Consider the following 15,076-nt stretch of genomic DNA (forward strand, 5'->3'; position numbering starts at 1 on the left):
GTGCATAAATTATTACTTACTTTACTAGCGGTCACCTTAGTAGGTTGCATTGATAACAAAGAAGAAATCATAGAAGAAAAAAACCAAGGCTTAGTTTATTGCGCTGAAGCTAACCCTGTGTCGTTTAATCCACAAGTTACGACCACCGGTTCTACTATTGATATTATTGCCAACCAGCTATACGACCGCCTAATTAGCATTGACCCTGTTACGGCAGAGTTTCAAAGTGAGCTGGCAACCGATTGGAAAATAAGTAAAGACGGTAAATCTATTACCTTCACATTGCGCAAAGGTGTGAAATTTCATACAACCGCTTATTTTACCCCTACTCGGGATTTTAACGCCGACGACGTTATATTTACCTTTAGCCGACTATTCGATGTCTATAATCCATATCACTTTGTGGGCGATGCCAATTACCCGTATTTTCAAAGTGTGGGGATTGATCAACTTATTCGTAAAATTGTGCGTGTTACTGATCATCAAGTTCGTTTTGAATTGTTTAATCCTGAAAGCAGCTTTTTAGCTAATATGGCCACCGACTTTGCCGTGGTGCTTTCAGAAGAATACGCCATGAAACTTAAGAAAAATAATCAAGAAAACTTATTTGATCAGTACCCTATTGGCACCGGCCCATATATTTATAAAGAATATCGCCGAGATCACCTCGTACGCTTTTACCGAAACCCACTTTATTGGAAGCACCACGTCGCACTTGAACAATTGGTTTACGACATAACGCCTAACGGCACTACGCGTATAGCAAAAATGTTGACTAAAGAGTGCGATGTAACGGCTCATCCAAGTAGTGCGCAATTGAGTATTTTAGCGCAACGCGACGATATAAACGTTGAAAAAGAAACAAATTTAAATATTGGTTACTGGGCTTTTAATACGGAGCGCGCCCCGTTTGACGACTTACGTGTACGCCAAGCACTTGCTCACGCCATTGATATCGATAAAATTATGCAAGCTGTATATTATGGTAATGGTACACGTGCACAATCTATTTTACCGCCAACCTCATGGGCATTTGAGCCACAAGCAAACATGCCAAGTTTTGATCCTCAACTTGCTAAAAAGTTATTAATTGAAGCTGGGTTACCAGATGGTTTTGATATGACTATTTGGGCGATGCCCGTCAGCCGTATTTATAACCCGAATGCGCGAAAAATGGCAGAACTAATGCAAAGTGACTTACGTAAAATAGGCGTTAATGTCAGTATTGTAGAGTATGAATGGAATACGTTTATTCAACGTATTGGCGAGCACAGGCATGATAGTGTATTGCTTGGTTGGGCCGCTGATACACCTGATCCGGATAACTTTTTTAGCCCTCTTTTAAGTTGCACTGCAACCTTTACCGGTAAAAATCCTGCTAACTGGTGCAATCCGCAATTTGATTTATTACTTACAAAAGCGCTCGATACGACTGATTTAAACATGCGAAAAAAATACTACGATGATGCACAAAGCTTAATTGTTGACGAGTTGCCATTGCTGCCTATTGCACATGGCTTACGTTTTCAAGCCAGTAGCGCAGACGTTGAAGGTATAACGCTTGGCCCATTTGGTGCAATTTCACTAGCTAATGCGAGGAAAAAATAATGATCTTAGATTATATTTTACGTCGTTTAGGTTTATTGCTTTTTATGACCCTAATGCTGAGTGTTTTTACATTTTCAATTAGTTATTTGTTCCCAGGCGATCCATTAAGTAATTTAAGTGGTGTACCAAGTAGTAACTTTGCTCAACACAGTGAGCTTGAAGATAAATATTTATATAACAGTAACTATTTTGTGCAATATATAGCCTTTTTAGGACGAATATTCCAAGGCGATTGGGGGCTTTCTTTTGCATCAGGTGACAATGTATTTAGCCATATTGTTGATTTATTACCCGCTACACTGGAACTAAGTGTTTATGCATTAATTGTATCGATTGTCGTTGGCGTACCCGCTGGCATTTTAGGTTCTGCGTACTATAAACGTTGGCCTGATAAACTTATAAATTCAACCACTATGGTTGGTTATTCCATGCCCGTATTTTGGTTAGCACTATTGCTTATTATGGTTTTTTCTCTCAAACTGGGCTGGTTTCCGATGTCGGGAAGAATGGGGTTACTTTATGAGATCCCCGCCAATACAGGCTTTATTTTAATTGATATTGCATTAGCTGGATTTCCATATAAAGGAATGGCATTTTTAGACGCCCTGCGCCATTTAACACTACCCACAATTGTGCTCGCCATGTATCCGACCACTGTATTAGTGCGTTTTACTCGTGAGTCTATGCTTAAAGTTATGGACCAAAGTTTTATTAAAACCGCAAGGGCTAAAGGCCTTAACCGCAGACAACTTATAATTCATCATGCACTGCGTAATGCGCTATTACCGGTAATTAAACAAATTGGTTTGCAATTTAGTACGCTAATAACGCTTGCGATGATTACTGAAGTTATTTTTTCGTGGCCCGGCATTGGCCGCTGGCTTATCGATAGTATTTATCAACGCGATTATCCAGCTATACAAGGCGGCTTAATGGCAGTGTCACTATTTGTTATATTAGCCACTATTATTGCAGAGCTTACTTATACGCTATTCGATCCACTCTCGCGGAATCAAGCCCATGGCAAAGTTTAATATATTTTCTGAAGAGTCGAATAAATCGCCACTTGCACGATTTTGGCGTAAATTTAAAAATAATCACCCTGCGTTAGTTGGCTTGTGGATATTTGTAGCATTTGCTTTACTTGCCGCAAGTGCTCCACTTTTAGCACCGTACGGTGTTAACCAACAGCATAGTGATGCATTACTTATTCCGCCTTCGTGGCGGGAAATGGGTGATGTACGCTTTATTTTAGGTACTGATGACTTAGGCCGCGATGTACTTTCGCGTTTAATGAATGGTGCAACTTACACATTTGGCCTCTCTGTTGTCGCCGCGCTTATTACAACTATTATTGGTGTATTAGTAGGTACATTTGCAGGTATCAGCCGAGGTATTCGCTCAAGTTTTTTAAATCACTTACTTGATATAACGCTCTCTATACCTTCTTTGTTACTGGCTATTATTATCATAGCAATTTTAGGCCCAGGCTTAATGAACACGGTATGGGCAATTATTTTAGCGCTATTACCACAATTTATTCATTCAATCAGAAACCTAATTGTTGATGAACTAAACAAAGATTATATTACCGCGTTTAGGCTCGATGGTGCGTCTAACTGGCATATTATATCACGCGGTATCTTTCCTAATATTTATGAGCACATTGTAGTTATATTTACGATGGCGCTCTCCACTGCAATTTTAGATATTTCTGCATTAGGTTTTTTAAAGCTTGGTGCTCAGCCACCTACCACTGAATGGGGAGCTATTTTAGCCGAAAATTTAGGGCTAATTTATTTGGCACCATGGACTGTTGCGCTGCCAGGCGTACTGTTATTTTTAGCTGTGTTATCGACTAATTTAGTAGGCGATGGCCTGCGACAAGTGTTAAAAGCACGTAAGGCTGATTAAATGCAATTACTTGATGTTCGAAATTTAACCATTGAGCTGCGTACCTCAGAAACGATAATTAGAGCCGTTGACAAGGTAAGCTTTAGCTTAAAAGAAGGCGAAGTACATGCCCTTGTAGGTGAGTCTGGTTCTGGTAAAAGCTTAATTGCAAAAGCAATTGTGGGTGTACTAAACGAACGCTGGAATATTACTGCCGACCGTATGCATTGGCGTGGTGTTGATTTAATGCGCTTAACACCCGAGCAACGCCGTAAAACGGTAAGCCAAGATATTGCCATGATCTATCAAGACCCTAGCCGTTGTCTTGACCCTACAGCAAAAATGTTTGATCAAATAGCCGAAACCTTGCCTGAAAACCCAACAAAGGGGTTTTTCTTAAAACGTAACCGCGAGCGAAAAGACAGAGTAAAAGCGCTTATTCATAAAGTGGGCATTAAAAATCATGAAGCCGTGCTGGATAGCTATCCACATGAGCTCTCAGAAGGCGTATGTCAAAAAGTAATGATTGCAATGGCCATAGCCCGCACACCAAAGCTTTTAATCGCTGATGAGCCCACTACGGCACTAGAAAGTACCACTCGCGCACAGGTATTTAGGTTGTTGAAAAGTTTAAACCAGCTAAAAAACATGTCGATTTTGATGATTTCTCACGAATTAGAAGAAATTGCACATTGGTCACATGGGATCCATGTTTTATATTGCGGGCAAATGGTTGAAGCTGGCCCAACTCACAAAATTTTTAGTCAGCCTCGCCACCCTTATACACAAGCTTTATTAAAAAGCCTACCTGATTACGAACAAGGCCTAGCTCATAAAGAGCCTTTTTACGCATTAAAAGGCACCATACCTACATTACAGCATTTACCGATAGGTTGCCGATTAGGGCCACGCTGCCCACAGGCTCAAAAAGCCTGCGTAGTTACACCTAAGCTTACAAAGCACAACGGGCACAGCTACGCATGTCATTTCCCGCTGATTAAGGATATGAGATAATGCAACCAGTATTGAAAGTACAAGCTTTGTCTAAAACATTTAATATTCGTGCAGGCTTATTTAGTCGTAAAAAATTTGCGGTACTTAAAAATATTTCATTTTGCATTGGCAAAGGTGAAACTATTGCTGTTATAGGCGAAACGGGAGCGGGTAAAAGCACACTTGCCAAACTGCTTTCAGGCGCTGACAGCGCAGACTGCGGACAGATCTTATTAGAAGGCAATATTATTGAAGATAACGGTATTCGTGATAATCAGTGTCGCTATATTCGTATGATTTTTCAAGATTCAGCGGCCTCTCTTAATCCAGGTTTAACCATTGGTGATACGCTTGATGACTGCCTACAATACAATACTGACTTTGATAAAGCTGAACGGACTGAAAAAATTAGCGCTACGCTGTCAAAAGTTGGATTATTAGTCGATCACCAACATTACTATCCACACATGTTTAGTGTGGGGCAATTACAGCGTGTAGCACTTGCTCGTGCGTTAATTTTAGATCCAAAGGTTGTTGTACTTGATGAGGCACTATCATCACTAGACCCTTCTGTTCGTGCACAAATAGTTAATCTACTTCTCAAATTACAACAAGAAACAGGCCTGACATATGTGATGATCACTCATCATTTAAGCTTAGTTCGTCATATTAGCGACCAAGTTCTTGTACTTGATAAGGGAGAAGTCGTTGAATATGGCGCCACTGAAGTTGTTTTCCAAACACCTCAATCGAAAATCACCCAACGTTTATTAAGCTGTTAAAACAGCATTTTTTTCGTATCTAACCTGAACTCTGGTTAAGAGATTTACTATCATATTGAATCATGGTGATATTTAAATTTAATTTCTCTAGCCAGAAATTTCCAGTGAAAACAAGGCGAATTTACGCGTCAATAGCTGCTCGAGATAGATTTACTATCCAGCGTTCAGGTTATCTATTCTGCTTTGTAATATAACCTCGTTTATTAAGGTCTCTTGTTAAATACACTGCATTTAACAGTTATACCAATTCGCTTAATTAAGTGATCTATTTTGAAGTAAGAAAATCGTGTCGATAACAAAGCAAAAATTTCGTTATTTAGTTGTTCTATATCAGAAATTTTTAACGCTGTTAACGCCAGATTTAATCCCTCAAACTGATTAAGTATTATTGCGGATTGGTATTAATACTACAAAGAGGATTTATGTTAAAAAAGACACTACTCGCTAGCATTTCATCGCTATTACTTTTATCAACAACGGTTATCGCCGATGTAGCACCTAATTCAAATGTTAAAAACTGGGTTGGCGGAGTTGACCACTTAGGATTAACCGTGTCAGACCTTGATTCGTCTAAAGTTTTTTTACTGACGTACTTGGTTTTAAAGTGCTCGGGAGTAACCCAAGTTACCCAGCTTACTTTTTATCAAACGATAAAATAACGATTACGTTGTGGCGTGTTAAAAATGATGAAAAACGTGTGGAGTTTAATCGAGCAGAAAATGTGGGGTTACACCACTTAGCACTCAGTGTTGAGAGTATTGAAAAGTTAGCGCAGCTACACGATCATTTAAAAACGCAAAATAATATTAAAATAGAGTTTGCACCCGAAAATCTAGGTAAAGGTCCAACAAAACACATGATGATTAGAGAGCCTAGCGGTAATCGCATAGAGTTTATTGCAAGAGGCAAATAATACCAACTATATTGAAGACAATAAAAAAGGCGCTTTAAAAGCGCCTTTTTTTATGAGCTAAATTAATTACTCAACGGGTTGTGCAACCGTTGGTAAGTTAAGCTCAGCATTCGCTTTTAACGCTTCAATAAATACCATGTAGTTTTTATTAGCTTGCGCCATAGTGATACTTTGCTTTGCTTGTGGGTCAATATTAGCTGTAACTTGTGCATCTGTTACCGACTTAAGTGCAACAATTGCAGCATCACCATTATTTAAATCAACTACTTCAAACACTGCAGAACCTGCAGGATGAGCCATTTTAAATGCTTTAGTTACAATTGCTGGCGAAACAGTATAGCTTTGACGTGTTAATTGCGCTTCTTGGCGAAGTGTTAAGCTTTGCTCATTGGCTACATCACTTAAACTCTTACCTGCTTTTACTTCTGCAAATAAGCTACGTGCTTTATCTTTAGCAAGCTCAGATGATTTTTCATTAACTAAACGTGCTTTAATTTGCTCGCTTACTTCACTTAGTGGCTTAGTGGCAGCTGGTTTGTGTTCATTTACACGAACAATAATCGCATGCTCATCGCCAAGCTCAATAACTTCAGAGTTAACTTTATCTTCCAGTAAATCAACTGACGATAACGCAGCAATTACAGATGGCGTATTTAACGGCTCTGGTAATGCGTTAATTGCTAAAAGCGGCGTTGATTTAATCTCTACCTCTGCAACTTCGGCAGCATCGTCTAAGCGATCTGAAATTTCAAATGCTAGTGCACCCATTTCAGTTTGCTTTTCGTAAAAGGCATCTATTTTTTCAGCTTGTTCAAGCTCCGCACGTAAATCAGCTTTAACATCATCATATGCTTTAACTTGTTGCGGCTGAATATCAGTAAGTTTAATTATGTGGTAACCAAACTCTGATGCTACAACCTCTGAAAAGTCACCTTTATTTTTAAGCGCAAATGTCGCGTCTTCAAATGCAGGGTCCATTACATCGCGTTCAATCCACTCAAGATCGCCGCCCATTTCACCACTAACAATATCATCAGATGATGACTCTGCTAATTCAGCAAAATCTGCACCTTGCTCTAATTGTGCGTGCAGTGCATTGGCTTTTTCTTTTGCTGCATCATCGTCTTCGCTGTTATCGATTAAGATATGTGAAACACGGCGTTTTTCTGGCTCAACGTATTGTGCCTTATTTTGATCGTAATACGCTTTAACATCATCTTCAGTAACTGACTCAACCGTAATATCTGTGGCTTTAAGCTCAATATAATTAACTGAGATAAGTTCTGGCGATAAAAACTGTGATGCATTTAGCTCGTAGTAATCAGATACTTCTTGCTCTGATACTTCAACACTTGCTGCTAGCGCTTCTTTGTTTACAACTAAGTAATCAATGCTGCGCGTTTGCTGCTGTAGAGAAATAGCGCTTTTAAGCTCGTTCTCAAGAGCAAAGTCAGTACCGGCTACGGCAGTAACAAGTTGACTGCGCGTCATATCTTTACGAAGGTATTCACGAAATGCATCTGGTTGAAAATTCATTTGACGAATAACTTGTAGGTAACGGTCGTTATTAAACTGCTCACCTACTTGAAAATACGGTAATTCTAAGATTGTTTTACGTACACTTTCGTCGCTTACGCGAAGGCCTAAATCAGCCGCTAGCTGTGATTGCAATTCTTGTTGTACTAAGCGGTCAACTACACCTTGACGTATTTGTGCCATGTAATTTGGATCTGCAGAAATTTGTGCAAAATATTCACCAAATTGTTGTTCTAATCGACTACGCTCATTTTGGAACGCACGATTAAATTCAGTTTGGCTAATTTTAATTCCATTTACTTCAGCAACAGGTTGTTCCGTGGTTTGACCTAGGTAACTACCAATCCCAGCTAAAGCAAAAGATAAAATCACCGCGCCTAAAATTATTTTGGCTACAGGTCCTTGTGAACCTTCTCTGATTTTCTCAAGCATTTGTTTATCTCTTTTTGATCAAGGTTTTTACCTTGTCACATAAAAAAAGCGTATCTTACCAGATACGCTTTTTCACTTGAAGTAATTGGCGGTAAAGTTACTTAATTCATCATTTAGATTGATTAAGTAAATTTACATTCGCCATAACTAAACTGTATGAAAACAGTGATTAGTTTACTGCGTCTTTAAGCGCTTTACCGGCTTTAAAAGCAGGAATATTTGCAGCAGCAATTTGAATAGCTTCACCAGTTTGCGGGTTACGACCTGCACGTGCAGCACGCTCACGTACTGAGAAAGTACCAAAGCCAACAAGTGCAACTGAGTCACCATCTTTTAGCGCACCAGATACAGATTCGATGAATGAATCTAGAGCACGACCTGCAGCCGCTTTAGAAATGTCAGCATCAGCTGCGATTTGATCGATCAATTGAGATTTATTCACAATATCATCCTCTTTCATTGTTATTATCAAGAGCGATGGTTTTTTAAACTAACATCACTTTTTTGAAAATTTTAGAGCAAACTAATTATGCTCACATGATTATATTTTTCTTAAGCCTAGGCCCCGTAAGGGCTAGGCTTGAAAACCAGTGCTTAACTTATCATATCGTTTAGATTTGAAAAGCCCTAAAAAGCACTTTTTTCGGTTTTTTACTGTTTTTTTGGTGTTTCGACTGAAAAACTCTCAACCGGATGCACTAAAGCCAGTTTTAAAACTTCGTCAATCCATGTAACTGGGTGAATATCTAAGCCCGCCAGCACATTGTCTGGGATCTCTTTTAAATCACGTTCATTAATTTTTGGAATGATGACTGTTTTAATCCCACCACGATGCGCCGCGAGTAATTTTTCTTTTAAACCACCAATTGGTAATACTTCACCACGTAGTGTAATTTCGCCGGTCATTGCAACATCCGCACGTACAGGGTTACCCGTTAAACTAGACACTAAACCAGTCACCATAGCAGCACCTGCGCTCGGACCATCTTTAGGTGTTGCACCTTCAGGCACATGCACGTGAATATCACGTTTTTCGTAAAAGTCGCTATTAATACGAAATGTATCTGCACGATTACGCACGACCGTCATGGCCGCCTGAATCGACTCTTGCATTACATCGCCCAGTGAACCTGTATAAGTAAGCTTACCTTTACCTGGTACCGCTGCGCATTCAATAGTAAGTAAGTCACCGCCTACTTCAGTCCACGCAAGACCAGTTACTTGGCCAATACGATCGCCATCTTCCGCTTTACCGTAATCGAAACGCTGTACACCTAAAAAGTCTTCTAGATTATCTTGATTGATAGTCACGGTTTTAGTGTCTTTTTCAATTAAGATATTTTTAACCGCTTTACGACATAGTTTTGAAATTTCACGCTCAAGATTACGTACACCCGCTTCACGTGTGTAGTAGCGAATAATGCCAATAATTGCACTATCAGCAATCTCAATCTCATGCTCTTTCAGGCCATTACGTTTCACTTGTTTAGTAATTAAGTGCTCTTTTGCGATGTTTAGTTTTTCATCTTCGGTGTAACCCGATAAACGAATAACTTCCATACGGTCCAGTAATGGACCAGGAATGTTAAAGCTGTTTGATGTCGCTACAAACATAACGTCAGATAAATCGTAATCTACTTCAAGGTAATGATCGGCAAAATGGCTGTTTTGTTCAGGATCAAGCACTTCTAATAGCGCTGATGCTGGGTCGCCACGCATGTCTGATGACATTTTATCGATTTCATCTAGCAAGAATAATGGATTTTTAACACCCACTTTAGTCATGTTTTGAATTAACTTACCTGGCATTGAACCAATATAAGTACGGCGATGGCCACGAATTTCAGCTTCATCACGCACACCGCCTAGCGCCATACGGATATATTTACGACCTGTAGAGCGTGCGATAGATTGCCCAAGTGATGTTTTACCCACACCCGGAGGGCCAACTAAACATAAGATTGGACCTTTTAGTTTATTAGTTCGCTGTTGCACCGCAAGGTACTCCAGAATGCGTTCTTTAACTTTATCAAGGCCATGGTGATCACTATCAAGAATTTTTTGCGCGCCTGCTAAGTCTTTTTTAACTTTAGAGCGCTTTTTCCACGGCACATTAATTAATGTATCTATGTATGAACGCACTACGGTCGCTTCTGCTGACATTGGCGACATCATTTTAAGTTTATTAAGCTCTGTGGTCGCTTTATCTTGTGCTTCTGCTGGCATACCAGACTCTTCAATGCGCTTTTTAAGTGCTTCAAATTCATCCGGTACATCATCAAGCTCACCCAGCTCTTTTTGGATGGCTTTCATTTGCTCATTTAGATAATACTCACGCTGAGATTTTTCCATCTGCTTTTTAACGCGAGTACGAATCTTTTTCTCAACTTGCAGTAAGTCTATCTCGCCTTCCATAAGCGCCATTAAATATTCAAGACGCTCTGTAACGCTTGAAATTTCTAGCACTTTTTGCTTTTCAGGTACCTTTAATGGCATATGAGCAGCCATTGTATCGGCTAGCCGCGCAGGATCATCAATACCTGAAACTGACGTTAGTACTTCTGGTGGGATTTTTTTATTTAGCTTTACATAGCCTTCAAATTGGCTAATTGCGCTGCGAATAAATACATCTTGCTCTTGCTCATCAATTAAGTCAGATTCAATAAATTGAGCATTAGCAACAAAAAAGTCTTCGCTATCAACGAAGTCTTCAATTTGTGCACGTTGCGTCCCTTCTACTAAAACTTTAACGGTGCCGTCTGGTAACTTTAATAACTGAAGTACAGTAGCAATAGTACCAATACGATAAATATCATCTTGTTCTGGCTCATCTACAGTTGCATCTTTTTGTGCAACTAAGAAAATTTGTTTATCTTTGTCCATTGCCGCTTCAAGGCATTTTATTGATTTTTCACGGCCTACAAAAAGCGGGATCACCATGTGTGGATACACCACAACATCGCGCAGTGCTAGCACTGGGATTTCGACTCGGTCGGTTCTCTCAAGCGTCATTATAATTTCTCATCGCACTTCATTTATTTTAAAGATTACTCAAGTATATGGGGATAACCTAATTAAAGTTCAACAATTTTCCCATACTCGATTAAATTAATTATAAAAAAAGGAGCCTAAGGCTCCTTTTTTCATTCAAATAGCTTAAAAACTATTCTGATGCAGCTTTATCTTGTTTATTATTTTCATAAATCAAGATTGGGTCAGATTCACCTTTAATAACGGTTTCATCAATAACCACTTTACTTACATCATCCATTGAAGGAAGCTCGTACATTGTATCAAGCAATACACCTTCAACGATTGAACGAAGACCACGCGCACCTGTTTTACGCTCCATTGCTTTGTGGGCAATTGCAGCTAAGGCATCATCGCGGAACTCAAGTTCAACGTCTTCCATGCCAAACAACACTGAAAACTGTTTAGTAATCGCGTTTTTAGGCTCACTCAAGATTTGTACAAGTGCTGCTTCATCAAGCTCAGTTAACGTTGCAACTACTGGCAAACGGCCTATAAATTCAGGGATTAAGCCGTATTTAACTAAATCTTCTGGTTCTACGTCTTTAAATGTTTCACTTAAAGAACGACTCGCCGCAGATTCTTTTACGCTAACGCCAAAACCGATACCGGTATTTTTATGACTACGTTGTTCAATTACTTTATCTAAACCTGAAAACGCACCACCACAAATAAATAAGATTTTAGATGTATCTACTTGTAAAAACTCTTGCTGTGGATGTTTACGACCACCTTGCGGTGGAACTGAAGCAATTGTACCTTCGATCAGTTTAAGTAGCGCCTGTTGAACGCCCTCACCCGATACGTCACGCGTAATTGATGGGTTATCTGATTTACGAGAAATCTTGTCAATTTCATCGATGTATACAATACCACGTTGTGCTTTTTCAACATCGTAATCGCACTTTTGTAAAAGCTTTTGAATGATGTTTTCAACATCTTCACCTACATAACCCGCTTCGGTTAATGTAGTGGCATCGGCCATAGTAAACGGCACATCAAGTAGACGCGCTAACGTTTCTGCAAGTAATGTTTTACCACTACCAGTTGGACCGATAAGCAAAATATTACTTTTACTTAATTCAATATCTTGCTTAGTCGATTGATTGCGCAGTCGTTTATAGTGGTTATAAACCGCAACAGACAATACTTTTTTAGCATGATCTTGACCAATAACATAATCGTCTAAGTGTTTACGAATTTCTTTTGGTACAGGTAGTTTATCAGACGTGTCATGCTTAGGAGCAATGTCTTTAATTTCTTCCCTGATAATATCGTTACACAACTCTACACATTCATCACAAACGTATACTGATGGGCCTGCAATTAATTTACGTACTTCATGCTGGCTTTTGCCGCAAAAAGAGCAGTATAACAATTTATTACTTTTGTCGCCGTCTGTAGGAGTGTCAGACATTCAGCTACCTCATTTTATTACGTTGGCCACCAAAACTGTTGGTGGCTATTTCAATACGCTTTAACTATACCAAAATTTATTGGTTTTCGCATAGTAACTCTAAGTGGTAAGCAGATAACCTGCTCACCAAGCGCTTACTTTTTATCGCGATTTGTAAACACTGAATCAACCAAGCCGTAATCTACAGCCTGCGAAGCACTCATAAAGTTATCACGATCAGTATCTTTGGAAATCACATCTAACGGTTGGCCTGTATGCTCAGCCATTAAGCGATTTAGTTTGTCTTTGATAGACAGAATTTCTTTCGCATGAATTTCAAAGTCAGATGCTTGACCTTGGAAACCACCTAATGGTTGGTGAATCATCACGCGTGAGTTAGGTAGGCAAAAACGCTTACCTTTAGCACCAGCAGTAAGTAAAAAAGCACCCATGCTTGCAGCCTGACCTACACATATTGTACTTACATCAGGTTTGATGAAGTTCATAGTGTCATATATAGCCATACCTGCAGTTACTGAGCCACCTGGTGAGTTGATGTATAAAAAGATATCTTTATCAGGGTTTTCTGATTCTAAAAATAGCATTTGCGCTAAAATCAGATTTGCCATGTTGTCTTCAACTTGACCTGTTAAAAAGATAATACGCTCTTTTAATAATCTCGAATAAATATCATACGAGCGCTCGCCTTTAGGTGTTTGTTCAACAACCATAGGGACCAATGCATTTAGGGGATCTGTAATACCAGTATTCATACTTATTTAATTCCTTATGCGCTTATACTTATCCTTACTATAAGAAAAGCATAATTATCGTTTTTCGCAAATTAAAGGCCAAAAACTAAAATGGCCCGGGCACGCTGTATAAACAGAGTAGCACGAGCCATTTAATCGTTAGCGAGAGCTTAAGTCAATGACTTATTAAGCACCTTGCTGTGGATTCATGATGTCATCAAATGCTTTTTCAACGTCAGTTACAACTGCTTTAGCTAAAATAGCTTCAACAGCTTGCTCTTCCATTGCTACATTACGCATTTGCTGCATAAGTTGATCATTTGCTTTGTAGTATTCTACTACTTCAGTTGGATCTTCGTATGCAGAAGCAACTGTTGCGATTAATGCTTCAACTTTAGCATCATCAACTTTAATCTCGTTAGCTTTGATCACTTCACCTAATAAAAGGCCAGTTTTAACACGTGTTACAGCTTGCTCATGGAACAATTCAGCTGGAAGCTCAGGCATATTTTTAGCATCACCACCAAAACGTTGAGCCGCTTGCTGACGTAGTGCATCAACTTCTTGATCAACAAGCGCTTTAGGCACTTCAATTTCGTTGTTAGCTAAAAGACCTTTGATTGCTTGGTCTTTAACACTTGCTTTAACCGCTTGGTCTAGCTCACGTGTCATGTTCTTTTTAACTTCTTCTTTAAGCGCGTCTACGCCGCCTTCGGTAACACCGAATTTAGTTGCAAACTCTTCGCTTAATTCTGGTAATTCTTGCGCTTCAACTTTTTTCACTGTGATAGTGAATTGAGCCGCTTTACCTTTTAAGTTTTCAGCGTGGTAGTCATCAGGGAACGTTACATCAGCAACTACTTCTTCGCCTGCTTTTTTACCTACGATGTTATCTTCAAAACCTGGGATCATACGACCTTGACCAAGTTCTAATGGGAAGTCTTCAGCTTTGCCGCCTTCAAATACTTCACCGTCGATAGTACCTACGAAATCAACTGTTACACGGTCGTTTTCGCCAGCGGCTGCATCAACATCAGCCCACGCTGCATGTTGCTTACGAAGTGTTTCTAGCATGTTAGCTAAATCTTCGTCAGTTACTGTTACCGCTGGTTTCTCAACAGTAATCTTATCTAAACCTTGAACTTCAACTTCAGGGTAAACTTCAAACGTTGCTGAAAACTCTAAATCTTTACCTGCTTCAAGTGATTTAGGAGCGAATGTAGGCGCGCCAGCTGGATTGATTTTTTCAGAAACGATTGCTTCGTAAAAATTACGTTGCATTACTTCGCCAGCAACTTCTTGACGAACTGCAGGGCCAAAACGCTTATTAATTACAGATACTGGAACTTTACCAGCACGGAAACCATCTATACGCTGTGTTTTTGACAGTTGTTGTAGGCGTTTTTTTACTTCGGTCTCAACGTTCTCTGAAGGAACGGTGATAATTATACGGCGCTCAAGGCCTTGGGTCGTCTCAACAGAAACTTGCATGATTTACCTCAATATTCAATTTTGGCGATTGTTCGCCTTCCTTACAAACAAAGTGATCTGCATGAGTCTTGATAAAGTTTAAGCGGTTTTTCACACTTAAAAGCATCCGTCGCTACCATGAGATACCATTGCTGCTTTGCCCTTCGGGCACTATGTTAAACAATAGACGCGGCATTATAACCTAATATTTATGATAGTCGAGTATAGGGCGCAATTATTTGGACTAGATATGGGACTATAGAAGCTAACT

At 39.5% G+C, this 15,076-nt stretch carries 11 protein-coding genes and 1 pseudogene; 6 read left to right on the forward strand and 6 right to left on the reverse strand.

Annotated features, from left to right (window positions below):
* The 6 genes and pseudogenes from P4S71_RS21665 to P4S71_RS21690 all read left to right on the forward strand — a co-directional run bounded on the left by P4S71_RS21665 (position 1) and on the right by P4S71_RS21690 (position 6,189).
* The gene (locus P4S71_RS21665; RefSeq protein WP_337151495.1) at positions 1-1,608 is read left to right on the forward strand and encodes an ABC transporter substrate-binding protein; all 1,608 of its coding nucleotides are present in this window, start codon (positions 1-3) and stop codon (positions 1,606-1,608) included.
* A complete protein-coding gene (locus P4S71_RS21670) occupies positions 1,608-2,642 on the forward strand; it encodes an ABC transporter permease (RefSeq protein ID WP_007376835.1) in 1,035 nt (344 codons plus the stop codon). The genes P4S71_RS21665 and P4S71_RS21670 overlap by 1 nt, the downstream gene beginning before the upstream one ends.
* Positions 2,629-3,522, forward strand: coding sequence for an ABC transporter permease subunit (locus tag P4S71_RS21675; RefSeq protein WP_007376836.1), 894 nt, complete (start codon positions 2,629-2,631; stop codon positions 3,520-3,522). Before P4S71_RS21670 ends, P4S71_RS21675 begins: the two co-directional genes overlap by 14 nt.
* Positions 3,523-4,515, forward strand: a complete 993-nt coding sequence (locus P4S71_RS21680) for a peptide ABC transporter ATP-binding protein (RefSeq protein WP_007376837.1) — start codon at positions 3,523-3,525, stop codon at positions 4,513-4,515. It abuts the gene before it with no gap.
* Complete coding sequence (locus tag P4S71_RS21685; protein ID WP_007376838.1) at positions 4,515-5,276, forward strand: ATP-binding cassette domain-containing protein; 762 nt, start codon at positions 4,515-4,517, stop codon at positions 5,274-5,276. Before P4S71_RS21680 ends, P4S71_RS21685 begins: the two co-directional genes overlap by 1 nt.
* A 422-nt stretch (positions 5,277-5,698) precedes the next feature.
* Positions 5,699-6,189: pseudogene (locus tag P4S71_RS21690) on the forward strand (VOC family protein).
* A 66-nt stretch (positions 6,190-6,255) separates the two neighbouring features.
* Here P4S71_RS21690 and P4S71_RS21695 read toward each other — a convergent pair.
* From P4S71_RS21695 to tig, 6 genes are all read right to left on the reverse strand, one after another.
* Positions 6,256-8,157: a SurA N-terminal domain-containing protein gene (locus P4S71_RS21695; RefSeq protein WP_337151496.1), complete on the reverse strand. Its 1,902-nt coding sequence runs from the start codon at positions 8,155-8,157 to the stop codon at positions 6,256-6,258.
* 169 nt (positions 8,158-8,326) lie between these two features.
* Positions 8,327-8,617 (reverse strand): HU family DNA-binding protein, encoded by a 291-nt coding sequence (locus P4S71_RS21700; RefSeq protein WP_157847577.1) that lies wholly within the window; start codon positions 8,615-8,617, stop codon positions 8,327-8,329.
* 191 nt (positions 8,618-8,808) lie between these two features.
* Entirely contained in the window at positions 8,809-11,169 is a 2,361-nt protein-coding gene (gene lon, locus P4S71_RS21705; protein ID WP_033039693.1) for an endopeptidase La, read from the reverse strand.
* A gap of 151 nt (positions 11,170-11,320) precedes the next feature.
* Positions 11,321-12,604: an ATP-dependent protease ATP-binding subunit ClpX gene (gene clpX / locus P4S71_RS21710; RefSeq protein WP_007376843.1), complete on the reverse strand. Its 1,284-nt coding sequence runs from the start codon at positions 12,602-12,604 to the stop codon at positions 11,321-11,323.
* A 134-nt stretch (positions 12,605-12,738) separates the two neighbouring features.
* Positions 12,739-13,356, reverse strand: a complete 618-nt coding sequence (clpP, locus tag P4S71_RS21715) for an ATP-dependent Clp endopeptidase proteolytic subunit ClpP (RefSeq protein WP_007376844.1) — start codon at positions 13,354-13,356, stop codon at positions 12,739-12,741.
* A gap of 165 nt (positions 13,357-13,521) precedes the next feature.
* Positions 13,522-14,826 (reverse strand): trigger factor, encoded by a 1,305-nt coding sequence (gene tig / locus P4S71_RS21720; protein WP_337151497.1) that lies wholly within the window; start codon positions 14,824-14,826, stop codon positions 13,522-13,524.
* Between the last annotated feature and the right edge of the window lie 250 nt (positions 14,827-15,076).

Origin of the sequence: Pseudoalteromonas sp. B62, from assembly GCF_037162565.1 — a bacterium.
GTDB classification, from domain to species: Bacteria; Pseudomonadota; Gammaproteobacteria; order Enterobacterales; family Alteromonadaceae; genus Pseudoalteromonas; species Pseudoalteromonas fuliginea.

Excerpts from the sequence above, each read along its gene's own strand:
- P4S71_RS21670 (WP_007376835.1), top strand. The coding sequence starts at position 1,608 with ATGATCTTAGATTATATTTTACGTCGTTTAGGTTTATTGCTTTTTATG.
- P4S71_RS21675 (WP_007376836.1), top strand. The coding sequence starts at position 2,629 with ATGGCAAAGTTTAATATATTTTCTGAAGAGTCGAATAAATCGCCACTT.
- P4S71_RS21680 (WP_007376837.1), top strand. The coding sequence starts at position 3,523 with ATGCAATTACTTGATGTTCGAAATTTAACCATTGAGCTGCGTACCTCA.
- P4S71_RS21685 (WP_007376838.1), top strand. The coding sequence starts at position 4,515 with ATGCAACCAGTATTGAAAGTACAAGCTTTGTCTAAAACATTTAATATT.
- P4S71_RS21695 (WP_337151496.1), bottom strand. The coding sequence starts at position 8,157 with ATGCTTGAGAAAATCAGAGAAGGTTCACAAGGACCTGTAGCCAAAATA.
- P4S71_RS21700 (WP_157847577.1), bottom strand. The coding sequence starts at position 8,617 with ATGAAAGAGGATGATATTGTGAATAAATCTCAATTGATCGATCAAATC.
- lon (WP_033039693.1), bottom strand. The coding sequence starts at position 11,169 with ATGACGCTTGAGAGAACCGACCGAGTCGAAATCCCAGTGCTAGCACTG.
- clpX (WP_007376843.1), bottom strand. The coding sequence starts at position 12,604 with ATGTCTGACACTCCTACAGACGGCGACAAAAGTAATAAATTGTTATAC.
- clpP (WP_007376844.1), bottom strand. The coding sequence starts at position 13,356 with ATGAATACTGGTATTACAGATCCCCTAAATGCATTGGTCCCTATGGTT.
- tig (WP_337151497.1), bottom strand. The coding sequence starts at position 14,826 with ATGCAAGTTTCTGTTGAGACGACCCAAGGCCTTGAGCGCCGTATAATT.